Origin of the sequence: Massilia sp. ZL223, from assembly GCF_018119395.1 — a bacterium.
Lineage (GTDB): Bacteria > Pseudomonadota > Gammaproteobacteria > Burkholderiales > Burkholderiaceae_D > Telluria.
In genome coordinates, this window is record NZ_JAGPWD010000005.1 from 74,714 (window position 1) to 99,059 (window position 24,346).

General features: G+C 66.0%; 14 protein-coding genes. All 14 read left to right on the plus strand.

The genetic code is table 11. The features are described from left to right. Nucleotides 1-174 precede the first annotated feature (174 nt). The 14 genes from KBW95_RS05475 to KBW95_RS05540 all read left to right on the plus strand — a co-directional run bounded on the left by KBW95_RS05475 (nt 175) and on the right by KBW95_RS05540 (nt 24,333). The gene (locus KBW95_RS05475; protein WP_211527666.1) at nt 175-1,617 is read left to right on the plus strand and encodes an NYN domain-containing protein; all 1,443 of its coding nucleotides are present in this window, start codon (nt 175-177) and stop codon (nt 1,615-1,617) included. A 106-nt stretch (nt 1,618-1,723) separates the two neighbouring features. After that, nucleotides 1,724-2,143, plus strand: coding sequence for a hypothetical protein (locus KBW95_RS05480; protein ID WP_229429565.1), 420 nt, complete (start codon nt 1,724-1,726; stop codon nt 2,141-2,143). A gap of 99 nt (nt 2,144-2,242) precedes the next feature. Further along, nucleotides 2,243-3,718 (plus strand): sodium:solute symporter, encoded by a 1,476-nt coding sequence (locus KBW95_RS05485; RefSeq protein WP_211527667.1) that lies wholly within the window; start codon nt 2,243-2,245, stop codon nt 3,716-3,718. Nucleotides 3,719-3,753: 35 nt separating this feature from the next. Next, on the plus strand, nt 3,754-5,613 hold the full coding sequence (gene sppA / locus KBW95_RS05490; RefSeq protein WP_211527668.1) for a signal peptide peptidase SppA: 1,860 nt from the start codon (nt 3,754-3,756) through the stop codon (nt 5,611-5,613). Between the two features lie 257 nt (nt 5,614-5,870). After that, nucleotides 5,871-7,196 (plus strand): efflux RND transporter periplasmic adaptor subunit, encoded by a 1,326-nt coding sequence (locus KBW95_RS05495; protein WP_211527669.1) that lies wholly within the window; start codon nt 5,871-5,873, stop codon nt 7,194-7,196. 136 nt (nt 7,197-7,332) lie between these two features. Further along, complete coding sequence (locus KBW95_RS05500) at nt 7,333-10,440, plus strand: efflux RND transporter permease subunit (protein ID WP_211527670.1); 3,108 nt, start codon at nt 7,333-7,335, stop codon at nt 10,438-10,440. Next, nucleotides 10,437-13,643, plus strand: coding sequence for an efflux RND transporter permease subunit (locus KBW95_RS05505; protein ID WP_211527671.1), 3,207 nt, complete (start codon nt 10,437-10,439; stop codon nt 13,641-13,643). The genes KBW95_RS05500 and KBW95_RS05505 overlap by 4 nt, the downstream gene beginning before the upstream one ends. Next, nucleotides 13,640-15,040 carry an efflux transporter outer membrane subunit gene (locus KBW95_RS05510; RefSeq protein ID WP_211527672.1) on the plus strand — a complete coding sequence of 467 codons (1,401 nt, stop codon included), beginning with the start codon at nt 13,640-13,642 and terminating at the stop codon, nt 15,038-15,040. Before KBW95_RS05505 ends, KBW95_RS05510 begins: the two co-directional genes overlap by 4 nt. A gap of 100 nt (nt 15,041-15,140) precedes the next feature. Continuing rightward, nucleotides 15,141-16,121, plus strand: coding sequence for an HDOD domain-containing protein (locus KBW95_RS05515; RefSeq protein ID WP_211527673.1), 981 nt, complete (start codon nt 15,141-15,143; stop codon nt 16,119-16,121). A gap of 101 nt (nt 16,122-16,222) precedes the next feature. Next, nucleotides 16,223-17,581 (plus strand): serine hydrolase, encoded by a 1,359-nt coding sequence (locus tag KBW95_RS05520; RefSeq protein ID WP_211523226.1) that lies wholly within the window; start codon nt 16,223-16,225, stop codon nt 17,579-17,581. Nucleotides 17,582-17,666: 85 nt separating this feature from the next. Further along, nucleotides 17,667-19,835, plus strand: a complete 2,169-nt coding sequence (locus KBW95_RS05525; RefSeq protein WP_211523225.1) for a TonB-dependent siderophore receptor — start codon at nt 17,667-17,669, stop codon at nt 19,833-19,835. 755 nt (nt 19,836-20,590) lie between these two features. Further along, nucleotides 20,591-20,995 (plus strand): hypothetical protein, encoded by a 405-nt coding sequence (locus tag KBW95_RS05530; RefSeq protein ID WP_211523224.1) that lies wholly within the window; start codon nt 20,591-20,593, stop codon nt 20,993-20,995. Between the two features lie 290 nt (nt 20,996-21,285). Beyond that, complete coding sequence (locus KBW95_RS05535) at nt 21,286-22,107, plus strand: hypothetical protein (protein WP_211523223.1); 822 nt, start codon at nt 21,286-21,288, stop codon at nt 22,105-22,107. Between the two features lie 87 nt (nt 22,108-22,194). Continuing rightward, nucleotides 22,195-24,333, plus strand: a complete 2,139-nt coding sequence (locus KBW95_RS05540; protein ID WP_211527674.1) for a S46 family peptidase — start codon at nt 22,195-22,197, stop codon at nt 24,331-24,333. Nucleotides 24,334-24,346: the final 13 nt, after the last annotated feature.

The window sequence follows — 24,346 nt, forward strand, 5'->3', positions numbered from 1 at the left end:
TCGTTGGGGCGAAGGTGAAGATAAGTCAGGGTCGGTTTTTGCATGATTGCGGTTGGATGCGTAAGCCCCGGCATTGTGCCAGATGCGGGCGTTTACAGCTTGTGCATGCCCGGCAGACCTTGTTGCGTATAATCGCCCCTGGTATTCCCAATATTTTCCAGAAAACAACAATTCATGGCTTCATCTTCCGACAATATCAGCATGGCGGTGTTCTGCGACTTCGAGAACGTCGCACTGGGCGTTCGCGACGCCAACTACGAAAAATTCGACATCAAGCCGGTGCTGGAACGCCTTCTGCTCAAGGGCAGCATCGTCGTCAAGAAAGCCTATTGCGACTGGGACCGCTACAAGGGCTTCAAGTCGACCATGCACGAGGCGAACTTCGAGCTGATCGAGATCCCGCACGTGCGCCAGTCCGGCAAGAATTCGGCGGACATCCGCCTGGTGGTCGACGCGCTCGACCTCTGCTACACCAAGTCCCACGTCAATACTTTCGTGATCATCAGCGGCGACTCGGACTTTTCGCCGCTCGTCTCCAAGCTGCGCGAGAACGCCAAACAGGTGATCGGCGTGGGCGTGAAGCAGTCGACCTCGGACCTGCTGGTGGCCAACTGCGACGAATTCATCTTCTACGACGACCTGGTGCGCGAGCAGCGCCGCACCGCCGCCAAGCGCAAGGAAGAGCAGGACGCGCGCCGCGGCCAGCCGCAGAACAAGCGCCCGAGCGACGACCGCCGCAAGGAAGAGCTGGAAGCGCGCAAGGTGCAGGCGCTGGAGATGGTCGTCGAGACCTTCGACGCCCTGGTGACCGAGCGCGGCGATACCGGCAAGATCTGGGCTTCGCTGCTGAAGGACACGCTCAAGCGCCGCCGTCCGGACTTCAACGAGACCTATTACGGCTTCCGTACCTTCGGCAACCTGCTCGAGGAAGCGCAGACGCGCGGCCTGTTCGAGTTCGGCCGCGACGAGAAATCAGGCACCTATGTGTACCGCAGCGCGCATGCGCCGGTGCTGGTTCCGGCCGCGGAGCCGGCGATCGAAGCGCCTCTCGCCGAACAGGCGTTCCAGGCCGAAGCCGACGTGGCCGCCCTGGAGGCGCCGCAGGAAGAGCCGGTGCGCGAATCGCGCCGCCGCGGCCGTGGCGGCCGCAAGCAGGGCGGGCGCGGCGAGCAGGCTGCGCCGGTGCTGGAAGCGGGCTTGCCGGATGCCGACAACGCAGTGCCGCCATTGGCGCCTGAGCCTGCACTTGAATCGGCAGCGGACGCCGTTCCCGAAGCGGCGCCGCTGGAAATCCCGGCCGCCGAGCCGGCGCCGGCGCCGGCCAAGGAGCGCCGCCGTGCCCCACGCAAGACCGCCGCCCAGAAGGCAGCGGAGGCCGCTGCTGCCGCATCCGTGGCCGAACCCGTGGCCGAGCAGCCGGCGCCTGACTCCGCACCGGCCGAACCGGCCGAACCGGCAGCGGAGCCGGCCGTGACCGGAACGGAAGAGGGCGAAGACGAAGCAGGTAAACCGGCGCGCAAGAAGTCGGCCCGTCCCGCCCACAAGGCGCCGGCGCGCAAGCCCGCCGCACGCGGCCGCCGTCCGGCCAAGCCCAAAACGGGCTCGGAGAACGGCTGACCTGGCGAAGCTGCGCGTGTGCGCCGCACGCGCGCAGCTGCTGCAATAATGGAAAGGCCTGCGATGGCGCGGGCGACGCTGCAATGACCCGCCGAAGGAGCCTGCCATGCGAGTGCCTGCCGGACTGTTGCTGTTGTTTTCCCTGAGCGGGCTGGCGGCGGCAGCGCCACCGGCCGACCATCCCATCCTCGGCATCTGGCGCCTCAGCCTGCCCGAACTGGGCTGCTCCGAGACCTACCGCTTCCGCGGCGACGGCACCACGCTCGTCACCAGCGCCGAGGAAGTGTCCGAGAGCGAATTCAAGATCCCCGACAAGCCCAGCGCCAAGGGCTTCTATCGGCTGGAAGACCGCATCACCAAGGACAATGGCAAGAAGGATTGTTCCGGCGCCATCATGAAGGTGGGCACCCGCGCCACCAACTTCATCCGCTTCCACCCGTCCGGGGCCCTGTTCCTGATGTGCGCCGACGAGACGATGGAAACCTGCATCGGTCCCTTCGAGCGGGTGCAGGGCGAGGAAGCCTAGAACCTGATGGAATAGGTGTGAACCTGTCGGCAATAGGCGGGGTCGTCGCTTCGGTGTATATTGCTGTGCGAAACGACAACCTCACCCTCCCGCCGTCCTATGTCTCCCGTCCTGCTTTTCTGTATCCTGATCGCGTATTTCGCCCTGCTGCTGGGCGTCGCCTGGGCCACCTCGCGCAACGCCAACAACGACAGCTTCTTCATCGGTAACAAGAGCAGCAACTGGATGCTGGTCGCCTTCGGCATGGTCGGCACCACCTTGTCCGGCGCCACCTTCATCAGCGTGCCCGGCAATGTCGGCGCGGACGGCTTCGGCTATGCGCAGATCCTGATCGGCTACGTGATCGGCTACATCCTGGTCGCCTACCTGCTGCTGCCGCTGTACTACCGGCTCAAGCTGACTTCGATTTACCACTACCTCGACGTGCGCCTGGGACGCCGCGCCTACCAGAGCGGGGCGGGCTTCTTCATCATCTCGCGCCTGCTGGGCGCCACGGCGCGTCTTTACCTGGTCGTCAATATCCTGCAAGCGATCATCCTCGACAGCCTGGGCATTCCGTTCTGGATCACGACCCTGGTCATCCTGGTCATGATCCTGATGTATACCTACCAGGGCGGCGTCAAGACCATTGTCTGGACCGACACCCTGCAGACCACCTGCATGCTGTTCGGCCTGTTCGCCTGCGTCTGGTTCCTGCTGAACGAGCTGGGCATGTCGGTTCCCGAGAGCCTGAACGCGATGCAGTCGCAGGGCCTGTCGCGCATCTTCACCATGGACTTCGACAGCCCCAACTTCTTCCTCAAGCAGATCGTCGCCGGCGCCTTCATCGTGCTGACCATGACCGGCATGGACCAGGAGATGATGCAGAAGACGATCTCGGTCAAGACCGTGGGCGACTCGCAAAAGAACCTGCTGACCCTGACCGCCGTGCTGGTGGTGGTGCTGATGGCCTTCCTGTTCCTGGGCGGACTGCTCTACCTGTACGCTCCGACCGCCGGCGTGACCGCCACCGGCGACAAGATCTTCCCGGCCGTGGTCATGGGCCACTTGCCGGCCACGGTGCAGATCATCTTCCTGATCGCCCTGATCTCGGCCCTGTTCCCCAGCGCCGACGGCGCCATCACCGCGCTGACCTCGTCCTTCTGCATCGACATCCTGGGCATCAAGCGCCGCACCGACCTCAGCGAAGCCGGCAAGGAACGCCTGCGCCGCCACGTGCACCTGGGCTTCGCCTTCCTGTTCCTGCTGCTGGTGCTGGGCTTCAAGATGGCCGACAGTCCGAGCATGATCGTGGTGATCCTCAAGCTGGCCGCCTATACCTACGGCCCGCTGCTGGGCCTGTTCGCCTTCGGCATGATGACCAGGCGCACCCTGCTAGATCGCCTGGTGCCGTTCGTGACGATTGGCGCACCGATCCTTTGTGCGCTCCTTGAGTACAATCAGGCTTACCTGCTCGGCTCTTACCGACTCGGGCTGGAATTGCTTATGGTTAATGGCATACTGGTATTTATCGGCCTGTTCGCGATCTCGCAGCGCGCACCGGCCGGGGCCGGACCGGCTACCGTTGCCGCCTGACAGAACGCTGCGTCCATTCATTGATGGGAGTTTCGATGGCATTCAAGCCTTTCAGCGCCGTGCGGCGCGGCTTCAGCTGGTTGTGGAGCGCGCTCGACGCGACCCGCCGCACCTTCGTCAACCTCTTGTTCCTGCTCTTTATCATCCTGCTGGCCTGGATGATCTTCGGCGGCAGCGGCGTCAAGCCGCTGGGCGCGAATACCGCGCTGGTGCTCGAGCTCAAGGGCGACCTGGTGGAGCAGTACCAGGCCTCGCTGCGTGAAACGGTGCTCGACAGCGTTGGCGGCGACAGCAAGCGCACCGTGCTGTTGCGCGACGTGATGCTAGTCCTGGACAAGGCCGCCAAGGACCCGAACATCTCCACCGTCGTGCTGCTGCTCGACGAAATGGACGGCGGCGGCCTGGCCATGCTGCGTGAATTCGGGGCCGGCGTCGACCGGGTCAAGGCTGCCGGCAAGAAGGTGGTGGCCTGGAGCGGCAACTACGACCAGAAACGCTACCTGGTGGCCTCGCACGCCAGCGAGGTCTACATGCACCCGATGGGCATGGTCCTGATCGAGGGTTTCGGCCGCCACAAGAACTATTACCGCGACGCGCTGGACAAGCTGGGCGTGACCGTCAACCTGATGAAGGTCGGCACCTACAAGAGCTTCGCCGAGCCCTACATCGCCAACGGCCCCTCGGACGCCGCGCGCGAAGCCGACACCTACCTGTTCAACGCCCTGTGGACCGGGTATACCGGCGAGGTCGAGAAGAACCGCAAGCTGAACTCCGGCGCCGTCGCACGCTTTGTCGACAGCCTGCCGCAGCAGATGGAAGCGGCGGGCGGCAGCTTCGCCAAGGTGGCGCTGGCCAACAAGCTGGTCGACGGCCTCAAGACCCGCGACGAGATCCGCGCCATGCTGATCAAGCGCGGCGTCTACGACGACGACACCAAATCCTTCCGCCAGGTTGGCTTCTACGACTACCTGTCGCGCCACCCGCAGAAGCCTTTCGGCAGCGCGGTCGGCGTGATTGTCGCCGCCGGCAACATCACCGAAGGCCTGGGCGGCCCCGGCGTGGTCGGCGGCCTGACCACGGCCAACCTGATCCGCCAGGCGCGCGAGGACGACGAAATCAAGGCCGTCGTGCTGCGCGTGGACTCCCCTGGCGGCAGCGCCTACGGCTCCGAGCTGATCCGCCGCGAACTGGAACTCACGCGCGCCGCCGGCAAGCCGGTGGTGGTGTCGATGGGCAGCCTGGCGGCATCGGGCGGCTACTGGATCTCGATGGCGGCCGACGAAGTGATCGCCGACCCCTACACGATCACCGGCTCGATCGGCGTGTTCGCCATCCTGCCGACGGCCGAGAAGGTGCGCGACAAGCTGGGCATCCATACCGACGGCGTGACCACGACCTGGCTGGCCGACGCCTACAACCCGCTGCGACCGCTCGATCCGCGCTTCGGCCAGGTGGTCCAGAGCAGCATCAACCACGTCTACGCCGAGTTCACCAGCAAGGCGGCCGCGGCGCGCAAGACCACGCCGGCCAAGATCGACGAAGTGGGGCAGGGCCGGGTCTGGACCGGCGCCCAGGCCAAGGAGCGCGGCCTGGTCGACCGCCTGGGCAGCTACGAGGACGCCCTGAACTCCGCCGCCCGCCGCGCCAGGCTCGGCCAGGGGTACCGCGTGGACTATGTCGAGCGTCCGGTATCGCGCGTCGAACGCTTCCTGCAGCTGATGGGCGCGTCCGCCTCCCAGGCGGTGACCATCCAGGTCAAGCTCGGCCTGCTCGAGGAAGCGATGCCGGCCGGCCCGGTGGCCGAGGTGGCCCGGGATATGGCCTTCCTGTCGGAGCTGACCAGGGAGCGCAAGCCGTTTGCGGCCGTCACGCACTGCCTGTGCGGCCTGCCATGATTCGACATGTAGCGAGTTTGTAACCGTTTCCTACACGGAAAAGCGGGCGCGGAATGCAGGTTCCGCGCCCGTTTTTCTTCGACTTGCTGCAAACAGGCGGCGAACGGTGTAAATCGATGTAAAGCCCCTGGCGCCAGTGTGGGAACCAGGGCGCGCGCAATGTACGTTATGAAACATATCGCGCAAAAACACCATGCTACAGTCAACCGGACACTGAAGAACACAATGCCGTTCTGGCCGGAAAGACAAGGAAGAGCATGGACACCAGGGAGCCCCCGACCACGACCCGTACGCCACTCACGCATGGCGCCCCGCCCACCGCCAAACCGCGCCGCGCGCGCATCGTCGGCACCGTCATCGCCGTGCTGGCGATGGTGGGACTGGCGGCGCTGGCCTGGTACCTGACGCATCGCCCGGCGGGCAATCCCGCCGGCGGACCGGCAGCCGCAGGAGCGGCTCCAGGAGCGCGCGGCGCCGGACCGGGAGGCGGAGGAGGCCGGGGCCGCGGCGGGCCGGCGACCACGGTTGGCGTGGCGACCGCCGAGCAGGCCGATATTCCCGTCACGCTCGATGCCCTGGGCACCGTGGTGCCTGCGGCGACGGCGACGGTGCGCCCACAGGTGTCCGGCGTGATCCAGAAGATCCATTTCACCGAAGGCCAGCTGGTCAAGGAGGGCCAGGTGCTGGCGACCATCGACCCGCGTTCCTTCGAGATGGCACTGATGCAGGCGCGCGGCCAGCGCCAGCGCGACGAGGCCCAGCTGGAAAGCGCGCGGGTGACCCTGTCGCGCTACCGCACCTTGCTGGAGCAGGATTCCATCGCGCGCCAGGAAGTCGACACCCAGGCAGCGCTGGTCAAGCAACTGGAAGGCACCGTCATGACCGACCGCGCCTCGGAAGGCACGGCGCGCCTGAATCTGGGCTATGCCTCGGTCAAGGCGCCGATCAGCGGCCGGGTCGGCCTGCGCACGGTGGACATCGGCAACCTGGTGGGCAGCGGCGACGCCAACGGCATTGCCGTCATCACCCAGCTCTCGCCGATCGATGTCGAATTCACGGTGCCGCAAGACCAGCTGCCGACCCTGCAGGAACGGATCGGGGCCAAGGCCAGGATGGAGGCGACGGCGCTGGACCGCACGCGCAGCCAGACACTGGCAACCGGCGCCTTCAGCGCGCTCGACAACCAGGTGGACGTCCAGACCGGTACGGTGCGCGCCAAGGCGCGTTTCGCGAATGCCGACGGCAAGCTGTTCCCGAGCCAGTTCGTCAACCTGCGGTTGCAGGTGAACCTGATCAAGGACGCCGTGGTCGTGCCGGTGACGGCGCTGCGGCATGGGGCGAACGGGGACTTCGTGTATGTGCTGAATGCGAAGGAGAAGACGGTGGCGATGCGCCCGGTGACGCGGGGCGAGGCGACGGTCGACAAGGTGCAGGTGCGTACTGGATTGAAGGCTGGCGAGCAGGTGATCACGGAAGGGGCGGACCGGCTGCGCGATGGGGCCAAGGTGACGCTGCCGGGCGACCGTCCGGCTGGTGGCCGTGGGCAAGGGCAGGGCCGTCAGCGCCAGGGAGCGCAGCAATGACGTATCGCCGCCGCCCCGCGCCCTCAGCTCCGTCGTCCCCGCGCAGGCGGGGACCCAAGTTTGCTGAGCAGCCGGGTACGCATGCAAACTTGGGTTCCGGCCTTCGCCGGAACGACGGTATGTTGGAGCTGGCGGCATGAGCCCATCGACCCCATTCATCCACCGCCCGGTCGCCACGGCCCTCCTGATGCTGGCCATCGTCCTGGCCGGCCTGGTCGGCTACCGCTTCCTCCCATTGTCCGCGCTGCCCCAGGTCGACTTCCCGACGATCCAGGTCCAGACCTTGTACCCCGGCGCCAGTCCCGAGGTGATGGCCCGCACCGTCACCGCTCCGCTGGAACGCCAGTTCGGCCAGATGTCCGGCCTGACCCGCATGAGCTCCACCAGCGCCGCCGGCGTCTCGGTGATCACCCTCCAGTTCGGCCTCGGCCAGACCCTGGACGTGGCCGAGCAGGAAGTGCAGGCCGCCATCAACGCCGGCGGTTCGCTGCTGCCCACCGACCTTCCGGCCCCGCCGGTCTACGCCAAGGTCAACCCGGCCGACGCCCCGGTGCTCACGCTCGCGATCACCTCCGACACCTTGCCCCTCACCGAGGTCCAGAACCTGGTCAACACCCGCCTGGCCCTGAAGATCAGCCAGGTCTCCGGCGTCGGCCTGGTCACGCTCTCTGGCGGCCAGCGGCCGGCGGTGCGCATCCAGGCCGATACCGGGGCCCTGGCTTCCTACGGGCTGGGCCTGGACAGCCTGCGCAGCGCCATCACGGCGGCCAACGCCAACAGCGCCAAGGGTAACTTCGACGGCCCCACGCGCTCGTACGCGATCAACGCCAACGACCAGCTGCTCACCGTCCCCGACTACAAGAACCTGATCGTGGCCTACCGCAACGGCGCGCCGGTCAAGCTGGAGGAGGTGGCGCGCGTGGTCGACAGCGCCGAAAACGTGCGCCTCGGCGCCTGGGCCAACATGAAGCCCGCCATCATCCTGAACGTGCAGCGCCAGCCGGGCGCCAACGTGATCGCCACCGTCGACGGCATCAAGGAGCGCCTGCCCGAGCTGCAGGCCGGCCTGCCGGCCTCGGTGCGCATGGACGTGCTGAGCGACCGCACCGCCGGCATCCGCGCCTCGGTCCACCATGTGCAGATCGAGCTGCTGCTGGCCGTGGTGCTGGTGGTGCTGGTGATCTTCGCCTTCCTGCACAGCATCCGCGCCACCGTGATCGCCAGCCTGGCGGTGCCGATTTCGCTGATCGGCACCTTCGGCATCATGTACCTGCTCGGCTACAGCCTGAACAACCTGTCGCTGATGGCGCTGACCATCGCCACCGGCTTCGTGGTCGACGACGCCATCGTCATGATCGAGAACATCGCCCGCTACATCGAGGAGGGCGAAAAGCCGATGGCCGCCGCCATCAAGGGCGCCACCCAGATCGGCTTCACCATCATTTCGCTGACCGTCTCGCTGATCGCCGTGCTGATACCGCTGCTGTTCATGGGCGACGTGGTCGGCCGCCTGTTCCGCGAATTCGCGGTGACCCTGGCGATCACGATCCTGATCTCGGCCGTGGTCTCGCTGACCCTGGTGCCGATGATGTCGGCGCGCTGGCTGCGCGCCCGCGAGGACGAGCATCCGGGCCGGCTGGCGCAAAAGACGCAAGCCTTCTTCGACCGCGTCATCCAGCGCTACGACGTGGCCCTTGGCTGGGTGCTGGCGCGCCAGGGCCTGACCCTGATCGTGGCGCTCGGCACCCTGGTGCTGACCGCGCTGCTGTGGGCGGTGATCCCGAAGGGCCTGTTCCCGACCCAGGACACCGGCCAGCTCCAGGCGCGCCTGGAAACACGCCAGTCGATCTCCTACCGTGACATGGCCCAGCTCCAGCAGGCCGCCGCGCGCGAGATCCTGCGCGACCCGGAAGTCGCCTCGCTCAGCTCCTACGTGGGCGTGGACGCGGCCAACAACACCATGCTGCATACCGGGACCATGCTGATCAACCTGAAGGCCGACCGCGGCGACCAGGAAGACATCATCGAGCGCCTGCGCAGCCGCGTGGCGAATGTCGCCGGCGTGACCCTCTACCTGCAGCCGACCCAGGACCTGACCATCGACGCCGAGAGCGGGCCGACCCAGTACCGCCTGTCGATCGAAGGCGCCGACAGCGCCACCGTCAACCAGTGGGCGCACAAGCTGGTCGAGAAGATGCGCACCCTGAAGCAGCTGCGCAACGCCACCACCGACGCCGGCGCCACCGGGGCGGCGGCCTTCATCGACATCGACCGCGACACCGCGTCGCGCCTGGGCGTGACGGCCGCCTCCATCGACGACGCCCTGTACAGCGCCTTTGGGCAGCGCATCGTCTCGACCATTTTTACCGAGACCAACCAGTACAGGGTCATCCTCGAAGCTCAACAGGACCAGGCCATGTCCCTGGACAGCCTGGCCAACCTGCAGCTGCGCACCAGCTCCGGCCAGCCGACGCCGCTGGCGGCCGTGGCCACCATCACCGAGCGCGAGGCGCCGCTGCAGGTCACCCACGTGGCCCAGTACCCGGCGGCCACGGTCGGCTTCGACACCGCGCCCAAGGTCTCGCTGGGCCAGGCCGTGGACGCCATCCGCGCCGCCGCCGGGGAGATCAGGATGCCGGCCTCGGTATCGATGAGCTTCCTGGGCGCGTCCGGCGCCTACCAGGCGTCGCTGTCGAACCAGCTGTGGCTGATCCTGGCCGCCGTGGTTTGCGTCTACATCGTGCTGGGCGTGCTGTACGAGAGCTACATCCACCCGCTGACCATCCTGTCGACCCTGCCGTCGGCGGGCGTGGGCGCGCTGCTGGCGCTGTGGGTGACGGGGCAGGGACTGGGCGTGATCGGCATCATCGGCATCATCCTCCTGATCGGCATCGTCAAGAAGAACGCCATCATGATGATCGACTTCGCCATCGAGGCCGAGCGCGACGAAGGCAAGGCGCCTGTGGACGCCATCCGCCAGGCCGCGCTGCTGCGCTTCCGTCCGATCCTGATGACCACCCTGGCCGCGCTGTTCGCCGCGATTCCGCTGATGTTCGGCTGGGGCGAGGGCGCCGAGCTGCGCCGGCCGCTGGGCCTGGCCATCTTCGGCGGCCTGATCGTCAGCCAGCTCCTGACCCTGTTTACCACGCCGGTGATCTACCTGGCCTTCGACCGCCTGGCTCGCCGCCGGACCGGCAAGGCGCGGAACAAGGGACCTGATACGCCGAAGGAGGCGGGCGCATGAACCTGTCGCGGCCCTTCGTCGAGCGCCCGATCGCCACCGTCCTGCTGACCCTGGGCCTGGCGCTGGCGGGCATCGCGGCCTTCTTCGTGCTGCCGGTCTCGCCGCTGCCGCAGGTCGACTACCCGACCATCTCGGTGTCGGCCTCCTTGCCCGGCGCCAGCCCGGAGACCATGGCCTCGAGCGTGGCCACGCCGCTGGAACGAAGGCTTGGCACCATCGCCGGCGTCAACGAGATGACGTCCAGCAGCAGCACCGGTTCGACCCGCGTCAGCCTGCAGTTCGACCTGAACCGCAAGATCGATGCCGCCGCGCGCGAGGTGCAGGCGGCCATCAACGCCGCCCGCGTCGACCTGCCGGCCACCTTGCGCAGCAACCCGACCTACCGCAAGGCCAATCCCTCCGACGCCCCGGTCATCATCCTTGCGCTCACTTCCAAGACCCGTACGCCGGGCCAGATCTACGAATCGGTCTCCAACATCGTCCAGCAGCGCCTGGCCCAGGTGAAAGGCGTGGGCGAAGTGGAAATCGGCGGCGGCTCGCTGCCGGCGGTGCGGGTCGAGCTGCTGCCGTATGCGCTCAACCGCTACGGCGTCTCCGCCGAAGACGTGCGCGCCGCGATCCAGGCCAGCAATCCGAACCGTCCCAAGGGCGTCATCGAAGGCGGCGGTACGCGCTTCCAGATCTATTCGCAGCCGGCGATGACGGGCAACGGCCGCAGCGCCGCCGACTACCGCGACCTGGTCGTCGCCTGGCGCGACGGCGCCGCGATCCGCCTGCGCGACGTGGCGGACGTGATCGACGGCCCCGAGAACATCAATACGCTCGGCCTGTTCAACGGCCAGCCCGCCGTGATCGTGCTGGTCACGCGCCAGCCGGACGCCAACGTGATCGAGACCGTGGACGGCGTGCGCGCGCTGCTGCCGTCGCTGCAGGCCCAGTTGCCGGGCGACGTGACCCTGCAGGTGGCTTCGGACCGGACCAATTCGATCCGCTCCTCGCTGCACGAGATCGAGTTCACCCTAGTGCTGTCGATCCTGCTGGTGGTGCTGGTGGTGAGCGTGTTCCTGCGCAGCGTGCGCGCCACCGTGGTGCCGGCGGTGGCGACCGTGGTCTCGCTGCTGGGCACTTTCGGCGTCATGTACCTGCTGGGGTTCTCGCTCAATAACCTGTCCCTGATGGCGCTGACGGTGGCCACCGGCTTCGTGGTCGACGACGCCATCGTGGTGCTGGAAAACACCAGCCGCCACATCGAGCAGGGCATGGACCGCATGAAGGCCGCGCTGCTGGGCGCGCGCGAGGTCGGCTTCACGGTGCTGTCGATTTCGCTGTCGCTGGTGGCGGTGTTCATACCGCTGCTGTTCATGGGCGGGCAGGTGGGGCGGCTGTTCCGCGAGTTCGCCGTGACCCTGTCGGCGGCGGTGATGATTTCGCTGGTGATTTCGCTGACCACCACGCCGATGATGTGCGCCTGGCTGCTGCGCAGGAACGAGAAAGAGCGCAAGCAGGGACGCCTGGCGCGCTGGTCCGAGAAAGGTTTTGGGCGCGTGTTGCGCGCCTACGAACACTCGCTCGACTGGGCGCTGGACAGCAAGTTGCTGGTCATGTTCAGCCTGGTGTTCGTGATCGGCCTGAACGTGTATCTGTTCGCCGCCGCGCCCAAGGGCTTCTTCCCGCAACAGGACACGGGGCAGATCAGCGGCGGCATCCGCGCCGACCAGAGCATCTCCTTCCAGGCCATGCAGGCCAAGATGCGCCAGCTGGTCAACATCATCAAGCGCGACCCGGCGGTCGACACGGTGGTCGGCTTCACCGGCGGCGGGCGCGCGGGCGGGGGCTTCATGTTCATCAACCTCAAGCCGGCCGACGAACGAAGCGAGGCAGGGCAGGCCGTGATCGCCCGCCTGCGCCCGCAGCTGGCGCGGGTGACCGGCGTGTCGCTGTTCCTCAACCCGGTGCAGGACTTGCGCATGGGCGGACGCTCCAGCAATTCCACTTACCAGTACACCCTCAAGAGCGACAATGCTGCCGACCTCAAGCTGTGGGCGACCCGCCTGGCCGAATCGATGAAGCGCCAGCCGGCCCTGGTGGACGTGGACACCGACCAGGCCGAGAACGGCGTCGAGACCTTCGTGTCCATCGACAAGGAGACGGCTGCGCGCATGGGCATCAGCACACGCGACGTCACCAACGCGCTGTACAACGCCTTCGGCCAGCGCCAGGTCGCGAACATCTACGACGAGTTGAACCAGTATCACGTGGTGATGGGCGTGGCCCAGCGCTACGCCCAGTCGCCCGAGGCGCTGCGCGATGTGTACGTTCCTGCCAGGGCTGCGTCGGCATCCACACCGCCAAACCTGACCGCCGCGCGCGACCCGTCCAGCGGCCAGGCTCTTGGCGCCAGCGCCACCTCCATGGTGCCGCTGATGGCCCTCGCGCGCTTCGACGAAAGCTCGACGCCGACCTCGGTCAACCACCAGGACGGCGAACTGGCCACGACGGTTTCGTTCAACCTGGCCGAAGGCGCCAACCTGGAGGACGGGCAGGCCGCGGTGCGCCAGGCCGAAGCCGACATCGGCATGCCGACCAATGTGCGCGGCAGCTTCCAGGGCACGGCCAAGGCGGCGCAGGAATCGAACAAGGAGCAGCCTTTCCTGATCGCGGCGGCCATCATCGTCATCTACATCGTGCTCGGCATCCTGTACGAAAGCCTGGTGCACCCGGTCACCGTGCTCTCGACCTTGCCCTCGGCCGGCGTCGGCGCGGTGCTGGCCCTGCTGCTGTTCAAGATGGAGTTCTCGATCATCGCGCTGATCGGGGTCTTCCTCCTGATCGGCATCGTCAAGAAGAACGCCATCCTGATCATCGACTTCGCGCTGGAGGCCGAGCGGGCGCGCGGCCTGAGCGCGACTGAAGCAGTACGTGAAGCCTGCCTGCTGCGCTTCCGCCCGATCCTGATGACGACCCTGGCAGCGGCATTGGGCGCGCTGCCGCTCGCGATCGGCTTCGGCGAAGGCTCCGAGCTGCGCCGCCCGCTTGGCGTGGCCATCATCGGCGGCCTGATCGCCAGCCAGGTCCTGACCCTGTTGACCACGCCGGTGGTCTACGTCCTGCTCGACAAGCTGCGCACCAAGACGGCGTCGGAGCGCGAGCTGACCCGGCATCCCCTCGACGACGAGGACGGTCCTTCCCTAGCCAAGCCATGACATTTATGCGAACCACGCCCACACTCCTGACTCTGACCCTGGCGCTGCTTGCGGGCGGCTGCGCCGTCGGTCCCGCCTACCAGCGCCCGAGCACGCCCGAGCCCGCCGCCTTCAAGGAAGCGCAAGGCTGGGTGCCCGCCGCGCCGAGCGACGCGCTCGAGCGCGGGCCCTGGTGGCAGCTGTTCGGCGATGCGGAACTGACCCGCCTGGCCGAAGAAGCCGCGCGCGCCAACCAGGAAGTGGCGGCCGCGGTGGCGAACTATGCCCAGGCCCGGGCCGTGGTCGCCCAGCAGCGCGCTTCGCTCTTCCCGGTGGTGTCGCTGGGCGCGGGCGCCGACCGGGCAGGGGGCGGCGAGCGCTCGCCTTCCAACCAATACCGGGTGTCGATCGGCGGCAGCTGGGAGCCGGACCTGTTCGGCCGCCTGCGCAATTCCGTGAGCAGCGCCCAGGCCAGCGCCCAGGCGACCGCCGCCGACCTGGCCAACGTGCGGCTGGCCGTGCAGGGCGAGCTGGCCACCAACTACTTCGCGCTGCGCCAGCTCGACGCCCAGCGCGCCCTCCTGGGCACGACCGTCGCGGGTTACGAACGGGTGCTGCAGATCACCCAGAACCGCTTCTATGCGGGCATCGCGGCCAAGTCCGACGTGCTGCAGGCCCAGACCCAGCTGGCCAACGCCCGCAACGATGCCCTGAGCCTGGCCCGCCAGCGCGCCCAGCTGGAGCACGCGATCGCGGTGCTGGTGGGGCGGGCCCCGAGCGAGTTCTCGCTGGCGGCCGCGCCCTGGGCCGTCACCATCCCGGAGGTGCCGGTCGGGGTGCCGGCGACCCTGCTGCAGCGCCGCCCCGACATCGCCGCCGCCGAGCGCGACGTGGCGGCCGCGAACGCCGAGATCGGCGTGGCCCGCTCGGCCTACTTCCCCAACATCGGCCTGAGCGCTTCCTACGGCGGCGCGACGAGCCGGGTCGGCGACTTGTTCTCGGCATCGGCGGCGGCATGGTCCTTCGGCCTGTCCGCCGCCCAGACCCTGTTCAACGCCGGCGCCACCCGCGCCGGGGTCCAGGGCGCCGAGGCGCGCCACCAGGCGGCCGTGGCGCGCTACCGCCAAACGGTGCTCGACGCCTTCGCCGACGTCGAGAACCAGCTCTCGGCCACCCGCGTGCTGGCCCAGCAGCAGGACCTGCGGCGCCAGGCAGCCGAGGCGGCGAACCTGGTCGAGGAGCAGATGCTGAACCGCTACAAGGCCGGGCAGGTGAGCTATACCGAAGTGGTCCAGGCCCAGGTGACGGCCCTGTCGGCCCGCCGCGCGCTGGTCCAGGTGCAGGCCGACCGCCAGACGGCGGCGGTGGCGCTGATCCAGGCGCTGGGCGGCGGATGGCGGGCCGATGCAGCGCAATAAAAAGGGCGTAGACTATTGCTGACGCTTGGATCACTTCGAGCTGGAAGTTTCCGTGCGGAAAGAATACAATCAATTGGTTCGCTGACGCAGAGCTACCGCTATGAAAAAATGGATTGGCCGCCTACTGAGCGGCTCGGAAAAAGAGGAACAAGCCCCGGAAGACACGGAGGAGATGCTCGACGAGGAGGAGCAGGACGCCGAGCTTCGTTCCCTGAACAAGGAGGTCGACGCCACCTATTACCGCTTCCTGACGGCGGCGGCTGGCTATGACGCGTCCAAGGAACTCCAGACCCGCATCCTCGACGGCGTGCGCATGCTGGTCCACGACCCGGGCAGCGCCGCCGAGCTGGTGCCGCGCGTGCCGGAACTGATCCCGAAGCTGCTGCGCGGCCTGATGGACGAGAATCTCTCGACCGCCGAGCTGTCGCGCGAGCTGTCGGCGGACCCGGTGCTGGTGGCGGAAGTGATCCGCGAGTCGAACAGCGCCTATTACAAGCCGCTCACGCCGATCAAGACCCTGGAAGCGGCCGTCATGATGCTGGGCCTGAACGGCGTGCGCATGCTGCTGGCGCGCGTGGCGTTGCGCCCGCTGGTGAAGATGCAGGTGGAGGGCTTTGCGCGCCACGCCTTGCCGATCGTCTGGAGCCAGTCCGAGAAATGCGCCTTCGCAGCCAGCATGCTGGCGCCGGGAATGTCGGCCAGCGTGTTCGAATCCTACCTGGCGGGCCTGATGCAGAACGTCGGCCTGATCGTGGCCTTCCGCATGGCCGACCGCCACTGCGAGGGCGGCCGCATGCCGGGGAACAGCGACTTCGGCCTGCGCCTGCTGAACATCAGCCGCCAGCTGTCCGCCGTCATCGCGGCCCACTGGAACTTCCCGCAGGAGGTGGCCGACGCCATCGCCCACGCCGGCAAGCCGGACACCCCGCTGGCGGAAGCGCTCGCCCATGGCGACCGCGTGTCCAAGCTGCGCCTGCTGATCGATGCCGACGTGATCGAGGAAGACGACGCCTTCGTCACCGAGGGGCTGGACAACTTCCAGCGCCGCTGCCTGGGCAAGCTGGGCGACCTGAACGCCTGAATCGCCCTAGCTCGCGGTTATGGCTTTGGCAAGCATTGGCATTCGCCAGCGCGCGGCCGGCGCTCTAAGATGACGCGGTCGACCGCTCATCTGGAGAACGCATGAAACCGACCGCCGCGCTGCTGGCGCTTTCCCTCGTGTCCACTGCGGCCGCAGCCGCACCGCTGCCGCCCGAGCCCGCGGCGGCCCTGACCCGGCAGCTGGAAGCGATCATGCACGATCCGGCCATGCCGCTCCCCGGCCTGTCGGTGGTCGCGATCCGCGCGGGCGAGATCGTCTACAGCAGGCAGCTGGGCAGCAAGCGCCTGGCGACCGGCACCGCGCCGGCGCGGCCGATGGATGCGGACACGATGTTCCGCATCGCCTCGATTTCCAAGCTGGTGACGGCGATCGGCGCCATGAAGCTGGTCGAGCAGGGCCGCCTGGCGCTGGACGCGGACGTGAGCGGCTACCTCGGCTACCGGCTGCGCAATCCGCATTTCCCCGACCGCCCGATCACCCTGCGCATGCTGATGACGCACACCTCCTCGCTGCGCGACGAGGGCGGCTTCAAGTGGGACCCGGCGGTCGACCTGCGCGAGGTGCTGGTTCCCGGCGGGCGGCGCTACGGCAAGGGCGAGGCATGGTCGGCGAAGGCTGCGCCGGGCGCCTTCTTCGAATACGTGAACTTCAACTCGGGCATCATCGCCACCGTCATGGAGCGTGCCGGCGGCGAGCGCTTCGACCGCCTGATGCGCAAGCTGGTCTTCGACCCGATGGGGCTGAAGGCCGGCTTCTACCTGGCCGACTTCGCGCCCGCCGGCATCGACGACGTGGCCACCCTGTACCGCAAGCGCGAGAAGGACGGCGAGGAGAAATGGGACCCCAACGGTCCGTGGATCGCCCAGTCCGACGACTTCGGCGCGGCGCCGCCGGCCGCGCCGCCGGGCCTGGAGCAGTACGTGACCGGCACCAACGGCACCCTGTTCGGGCCGCAGGGCAGCCTGCGCATCTCGGCCGGCGAGCTGGCCGCGATCATGCTGATGCTGATGAACGAGGGCCGGCATGGCGACAGGCAGATCCTCCAGCCAGAGACCGTCGCCACGATGCTGAGCCGGCAGTGGACCCTGGGCGGGAAGGGCGCAAACGGCAGCGGCGACAGCGACAATTTCCGCGGCCTGTACCACGCCTGGGGACTGGGCAACCAGCACTTCCTCGACGTCAGCACGGTCAAGGAGGGGCGCGCCAGCGGCGACCGCCTGGTCGAAGGCGGCGGCTTCAAGGGCGTGGGGCACCTCGGCTGGTCGTGGGGACTGAACGCGCTGTTCGTCTTCGACCCGCAGACGAAGGACGGCATGATCTACGTGAGCAGCGGCGTGGGCGCGAACCCCGAGCTGCAGCCCGGCCGCTTCTCGTCCGAATCGCGCTTCCAGGAGCGCATTACCGATGCCTTGTACCGGGGAGCGATCCGCCCGCACTGATGCGGGGTGAATATTTTGTAAAAAGCCGGCGCACGCATCGGGCTTGCGGCAGAATACGCATCCCTTATCGTTTTTGCATTCTTCGATGTTCCGCCCGACCGCCGCCGTACTGCTCCTCGCCGCCTATCCTGTCCAAGCCCAGACTAGCCCCGCACCTGCGCCCCAGGCGAAGCCGGGAGCCGACATCCAGACCGTCGAGGTCAAGGCCAATGCCTCTTCCTACGACCCGCGCCGCGACGATACCGCCAGCAAGATCGTGGTCACGAACGAAGAGATCCGGCGCTACGGCGACACCTCGGTGCTCGATGTGTTCAAGCGCCTGCCGGGCATCACGGTCAGCGGCGCCGCAGGGCGCGGCGGAGGCGAAATCCGCATGCGCGGCCTGGGCAGCGGCTACACGCAAATCCTGATCAACGGCGAACGGGCTCCCGCCGGTTTCTCCATCGACGAGCTTTCACCCGACGCGATCGAGCGCATCGAGATCCTGCGCGCGGCGAGCGCCGAGTTTTCGACCCAGTCGATCGCCGGCACGATCAACATCGTGCTGAAGAAGGCGATCCAGAAGGCGCAGCGCGAACTGAAGCTCGGCGTCGGCAAGAGCGGCGACGCCAGCAACCCGAACGCCAGCCTGCAGCTGTCCGACCGCGCCGGCAAGATGTCGTATTCGCTGAACGCCAGCGCCTGGCGCTTCCACTTCGATCGCCCGTCGCCGGCGGAAGAAACCGCGACCGCGCCGGACGGCCGCCTGACGCTCCTGCGCCGCACGGTCCAGCGCGACGAAGGCAGCCCCCATGGCTTGAACCTTACTCCGCGCATCAACTGGAACCTGGAGGATGGCGACACGCTCACCTGGCAGTCGCTGGTGAACCACAACCGCAACCAGTACCACGGTCACGCCGTCACCGACACGCTGCTCGGCGCGCAGCCGCGCTACGACACGCGTGACATGCGCTCGACCGGCCGCAACACGATCGCACGTACAGACCTGAACTGGGTACGCAAGCTGGGCGACGGGGCCAAGCTCGACCTCAAGCTCGGCGCCAACGGGCTGCGCGCCAAGGGCCTGTATCGCGAGAATGACGCCAGCGGTGGCGAGCTGGCCCGCGATTCCAGCGTGTGGAGCGCCACGCGGGAGCGAGGCCTGTCCAGCACCGGCAAGCTTTCCATGCCCTGGCGGACCGGCCATGCGCTGGCGATGGGCTGGGATGGCGGCCACACCCTGCGCGACGATGCACGCATCGAACGCGAGGTCTTCCCGCGCACCGGCCGCGTCGTGGAACCGAACGAAACCTATGAGGCCAGCGTCAAGCGCCTGGCGCTGTTCGCCCAGGACGAATGGAACCTGACGCCGCGCTGGTCGATGTACGCCGGCCTGCGCTGGGAAGGCATCGACACCACCAGCGAAGGCAATACCTTCGCCTCCATCAGCCGGCGCAGCAGCGTCTGGAGCCCGCTGGCCCAGACCTTGTACAAGCTGCCCGACAGCCGCGACCAGCTGCGCCTGGCGCTGACCCGCACCTACAAGGCGCCGGCCGCCAGCAGCCTGATTCCGCGCCGCTTTACCACGCCCAACAACAGCCAGACCGAGCCCGACTTCCGCGGCAATCCCGACCTCAAGCCGGAACTGGCGACCGGCATCGACGCGTCCTATGAGCACTATTGGGCCGAGAAGGCGCTGCTGAGCGCGAGCGTCTCGGTGCGCCGCATCAGCGACTTCACGCGCCAGGGCCTGATTGTCGAGAACGGACGCTGGATCCAGACGCCGGTCAACGACGGCAAGGCGCTCACGCGCAGCCTGGAGCTGGAAGCGAAGTTCCCGCTGTCGGCGGTGATGAAGGATTCGCCGGACCTCGACCTGCGCGCCAGCTTGGCGCGCAACTGGTCCCGCGTGGACGCGGTGCCGGGGCCGGACAACCGGCTCGACCAGCAGACGCCCGTATCGGCTACGCTAGGCGTGGATTACAAGACGCTCGGCGGCAAGCTGTCGGCAGGCTCCAGTTTCGCCTTCAAGAGCGGCGGGCCGGTGCGCATCAACCTCAACCAGCTGGGCTACCAGAGCGTGCGCCGCGATCTCGATGTGTACGCGCTGTGGAAGTTCAATCCGCAATACCAGCTGCGTGTGGCGCTGTCGAACCTGCTCAGGCAGGACTTCGTATCGGACTCGCAGTACAACGATGCGAACGGGACGCTGCGACGTGCTGCGATCTATCCAGGTTACACGATGGCGCGGGTAACGCTGGAGGCGCGTTTCTGAGTGTGGTTGGCGCAGCTTGTACAGCGAGCGAAACCTGATGCGGAGGAGCCCACCTATATCTCAACCGGAGTACTCAAGCAAAAGGTCGCTTGTTCTAAGGACTGCAACATAACCCGCGTTTCAGATGTCAAAAAACATTAGCCTGTTCAATGGTTCTAACCCTACCAGCGTGTTCAGCTCGTTCCCTAGAGCGATTTTTAATAATAAGTTCTTGAGACACGATTTCGAAAGATTTATTGTTTACTTCATATAAATACTATCAGTTCAAAGTTACAGTTAGTTAGATTATTAGGATGCACGAACGTTAGAATGATTATTGATAGTGCGCTGCGGCAATCGTAGCGAACCGGGAAGAGTGCAAGCTTCCGCTCGCTGAAAAGATCATTAAACTAGTGCTCCTTTATATGAGAAACAAAAATGTTATAAGATTGGTAGCCCTTCAGGTAGGCGTTTCATCAATCCTTTTGAATAGCAATTTGGCATTTGCCAAGTATTTGATCGCGCGACGACTGGCCCGATCCCTGGTGGACACAACTATGGCGACGGCCACAGCGATTACAATAAAGCCGTTCGTGAATTATATGAGAAGTGGAAGAGCCAAAATAACATTCAATGCGCGAAGATGACGCCACAGCAAGCTGATGATTTTATTAACCAAGTTAAGCGTTCTCAGGATCCTAGAATCCGAAATTTCAATCATCGAATTTTTCAACGTATCATAAACGGAGCCATGAGGCTGATGCCGATTCGTTCAAATGAATAAATCTATTGATCAAAAAGAATGGGAAATTCTGTATCATGCCTTACGTGCTGTATGTGCAAGGCACGGAAAGGAAGATCCATTTGGGAATTCTGATTACTGGGTCGTGGACGATTGCTGGGGAGGGGTGACTCAAAAGATCGTAGTCACTTCTCCTTGTTTCCTAACTCCCGAACTTGTAGATGAAATATCGAATTGTGTTCGTGATACTGGGCTATGGGGGGCGCAGGTTGTTGTGTCTCTTGACTTTAATCTTCCTGGAGAGAAGCTCCCTCCTATGGGACTGATTGTGGATGCACAGGGTGTTATCGAGCAATGGGATCTTGATTCAATACGCAAGCGGGTGGGGGGAGATTTTTACAGAAGGCCCGGTCAGATCTTGCGTTTTAAGCCAAAGTAGTATCGTTCTGTTGATGATGCCGCTCTCACTCCGATATCAGTGCGCATCAACCTCAATCAGCTGGGCTACCAGAGCGTGCGCCGCGACCTGGATGTGTATTCGCTGTGGAATCCCAGCTGCGCGTTGCGCTGTCGAACCTGCTTAGGCAGGACTTCGTGTCCGACTCGCGGTACATCGACGCGAACGGCACGCTGCGGCGTACCGCAATCCATCCGCGCTACGCGATGGCGCGGGCAACGCCGGAAACGTGCTTTTGAAGCGTCGGGGCCACGTTGAGCACATATGGAGAAATGAAACTGGATACATTCGTGCCTACCGCAGCCGAACTCAATGAGCGGCTGCTCAAGCGTTACACGGAAGTCGTCGAGATCGGCGCGTTGCGGAAGCTGGCGGCCGAGCGCGACCTGTCGAGCCTCTTCGTGCCGGCGGTCAGCGACAGCTACGCGACCAGCAAGGTGAGAACCATGATCGTGGGGCGCGAGACCGCAGGATGGGGTTCGACGCTGCGCAAGGACTTGGCTCACCCTGACCGCATGTCGTCCGTCCGCGCCTACCTCGACCACCAGATGCAGTTCCACCGGCGGAAGGTGGGAACCGTCGCCGAGCGTTCCAAGTTCTTCCAGTTTTACCGGGAAGCCGCGCGTACAATGGCGGCGCCGGCCGAGCGCGCTGCCCGGGACGCGCCCGTGTGGGCGAACCTGTTCTGCTTCGACGCCGCCAAGACGCGCCCGGTCCGTGGCGACGACACGGCTAGTGGCGAGATAGTCCGGCTGTCGGGCGCACTGCTGCGCGTCCAGCTCGAGGTTTTACGGCCGCAGCTCATCGTGTTCACGACCGGCAGCAGCTGCGACCGTTACCTGAAGCAGATGTTTTCCGGCCTTGCGGTTTCGCAGGTCCATATTCCTAAGAGGATCTGGGAATTTACCCTCCCGATCTGCAACAACGCAGGCGGGGAGGAACGAGTAACGGCCTTCCGTACTCCGCATCCGCGCCATGCCGGCTCGAACCGCGCCCGATCGGCCATCCTTGCGGAGGCATTGGCTCCGGGAGCGCTCGCCGACTATCTTGTTTCAGCGAGCGCCGCCGTCCAGGTTCCGGCCGGCCACCCCTGACAGCCTGTCAATACGCCAGAAAACCACCGCACCCCAACTCAACAAGGCTATACTCCCGCTTTGCTTTTTTTCATCCAGGGGTCCACCTTGTTCAAATCCATCGTCCTGCCCGTCGCCCTCCTGGGCGCCGCCACCGTGGCGGTCGCCGATGAAGGCCAATGGCAACCGCACCAGCTGCCGCAGCTGAAATCCGAACTCAAGCGCATCGGCATCGCCATGCCGGCCGAGAAGCTGGCCGACCTGACCAAGCACCCGATGAGCGCCATCGTGTCGCTGGGCGGCTGCTCTGCGTCCTTCGTGTCGCCCGACGGCCTGGTGGTCACCAACCACCACTGCGCCTATGGCGCCATCCAGCGCAATTCGACCCCTGAGAAGAACTACATCGTCAACGGCTTCCTGGCCAAGACCCGCGCCGAGGAACTGCCGGGCGGCCCGAACACGCTGGTGTACGTGACCGAGAAGGTCGAGAACGTCACCGACCGCGTGCTCAAGGGCCTGTCCCCGAACATGTCCGGCCGCGAGCGCCACGAGCTGGTCGAGTCGCGCATCAAGGCCCTGATCGCCGAGTGCGAGACCGACAAGTCGATCCGCTGCTCGGTCCCGGCCTTCCACCGCGGCCTGGAGTACTACCGCATCAAGCAGCTGATGATCCGCGACGTGCGCCTGGTGTACGCGCCGTCCGACCGCATCGGCAACTTCGGCGGCGACATCGACAACTACGAATGGCCGCGCCAGACCGGCGACTACTCCTTCCTGCGCGCCTACGTCGGCAAGGATGGCCGCCCGGCCGATCCGTCGCCGGACAACGTGCCCTACAAGTCGAAGGACTTCCTGGTGGTCTCGGCCGAAGGCCTGAAGGCGGGCGATCCGATCCTGCTGGCCGGCTACCCGGGGCGCACCAGCCGCTACAAGCTGCCGTCGGAAATCCGCTTCGCGCGCGACGTCGACTTCCCGGCCAAGGTCGCCAGCATCACCGCCGACCTGTCCGTGATCGCCGCCGCCACCATGGGCAACCCGGCCTGGAACGTGCGCTACGCCAGCGTGGACAAGGGCCTGAACAACGTCCTCAAGAAGACCCAAGGCCTGCTCGACGGTTTCGCGCGCAAGGACATCGCCGCGATCAAGGACGTGCAGGACGCCGAGTTCCGCGCCTGGCACAGGCAGAATGGCAACGGTTCGAAGAACCTGCTGGCCGAACTGGACGGCGTGATCGCCGCCGACATGGCGCAGTCGCGCCAGGAAGCCGCCTGGCTCGAGGCTACCCACAGCGACCTGCTGAAGAGCGCGCGCACCCTGTACCGCCTGGCGATCGAGCGCCAGAAGCCGGACGCCCAGCGCGAAAGCGGCTACCAGGAGCGCGACCTGTCCTTCATCAAGGCGCGCCTGACCCGCCTCGAGCAGTCCTTCGTGCCGCAGGTCGACGAGGCCCGCTACGGCGCGGCGCTGCAGCGTTACGCCCGCATCGACGCCAAGTTCCGCCCGCAAGGCCTGGACGGCCTGCTGCCGGCGCCGGGTTCGCTGAACGCGATGTACAAGGCCAGCGAGCTGTCCGACACCGCCAAGCGCTTGGCCTGGATCGGCAAGGACCCGGAAGCCTTCCGTAAGTCGAACGACCCCTTCATCCAGCTGGCCGTGCGCCTGTACGACACCGGCCTGGCGCTGGAGAACAACCGCAACGAGATCGACGGCAACCTGGAACGCGTGATCCCGCAGTACATGACCGCCGTCATCGCGTGGAAGAAGTCGCAGGGCAAGCCGGTCTATCCTGACGCGAACTCGACCCTGCGTGTGACCTACGGCACCGTGGCGCCGTACGCGCCGCGCGACGGCCTGGTCAAGGGGCCGTTCACCACCGTGGAAGGCATCACCGAGAAGGCCACCAACAAGGACCCGTTCATCGTCCCGGCCGTGCTGCTTGATACCATCAAGGCCAAGCGCTACGGCGTGTTCAAGGACCCGGTGCTGAATACCGTGCCGGTGAACTTCCTGTCGAGCGCCGACACCACCGGCGGCAACTCGGGTTCGGCCGTGATGAACAAGCGCGGCGAACTGGTGGGCCTGAACTTCGATTCGACCTATGAGTCGATCACCAAGGACTGGTACTTCGACAGCGCCATCACGCGCGCCATCCACGTGGACATCCGCTACATGCTGTGGGTGATGAAGGAAGTCGACAAGGCCGACAACCTGCTCAAGGAAATGACGATCAAATACCCGAGGAAGTAAGCGGGGGATAAAA

Bases quoted from the DNA above. Each gene is read 5' to 3' on its own strand.
- KBW95_RS05535 (WP_211523223.1), top strand. From the start codon at position 21,286: ATGAAACTGGATACATTCGTGCCTACCGCAGCCGAACTCAATGAGCGG.
- KBW95_RS05495 (WP_211527669.1), top strand. From the start codon at position 5,871: ATGGACACCAGGGAGCCCCCGACCACGACCCGTACGCCACTCACGCAT.
- KBW95_RS05510 (WP_211527672.1), top strand. From the start codon at position 13,640: ATGACATTTATGCGAACCACGCCCACACTCCTGACTCTGACCCTGGCG.
- KBW95_RS05515 (WP_211527673.1), top strand. From the start codon at position 15,141: ATGAAAAAATGGATTGGCCGCCTACTGAGCGGCTCGGAAAAAGAGGAA.
- KBW95_RS05530 (WP_211523224.1), top strand. From the start codon at position 20,591: ATGAATAAATCTATTGATCAAAAAGAATGGGAAATTCTGTATCATGCC.
- sppA (WP_211527668.1), top strand. From the start codon at position 3,754: ATGGCATTCAAGCCTTTCAGCGCCGTGCGGCGCGGCTTCAGCTGGTTG.
- KBW95_RS05525 (WP_211523225.1), top strand. From the start codon at position 17,667: ATGTTCCGCCCGACCGCCGCCGTACTGCTCCTCGCCGCCTATCCTGTC.
- KBW95_RS05485 (WP_211527667.1), top strand. From the start codon at position 2,243: ATGTCTCCCGTCCTGCTTTTCTGTATCCTGATCGCGTATTTCGCCCTG.
- KBW95_RS05520 (WP_211523226.1), top strand. From the start codon at position 16,223: ATGAAACCGACCGCCGCGCTGCTGGCGCTTTCCCTCGTGTCCACTGCG.
- KBW95_RS05505 (WP_211527671.1), top strand. From the start codon at position 10,437: ATGAACCTGTCGCGGCCCTTCGTCGAGCGCCCGATCGCCACCGTCCTG.
- KBW95_RS05500 (WP_211527670.1), top strand. From the start codon at position 7,333: ATGAGCCCATCGACCCCATTCATCCACCGCCCGGTCGCCACGGCCCTC.
- KBW95_RS05480 (WP_229429565.1), top strand. From the start codon at position 1,724: ATGCGAGTGCCTGCCGGACTGTTGCTGTTGTTTTCCCTGAGCGGGCTG.
- KBW95_RS05475 (WP_211527666.1), top strand. From the start codon at position 175: ATGGCTTCATCTTCCGACAATATCAGCATGGCGGTGTTCTGCGACTTC.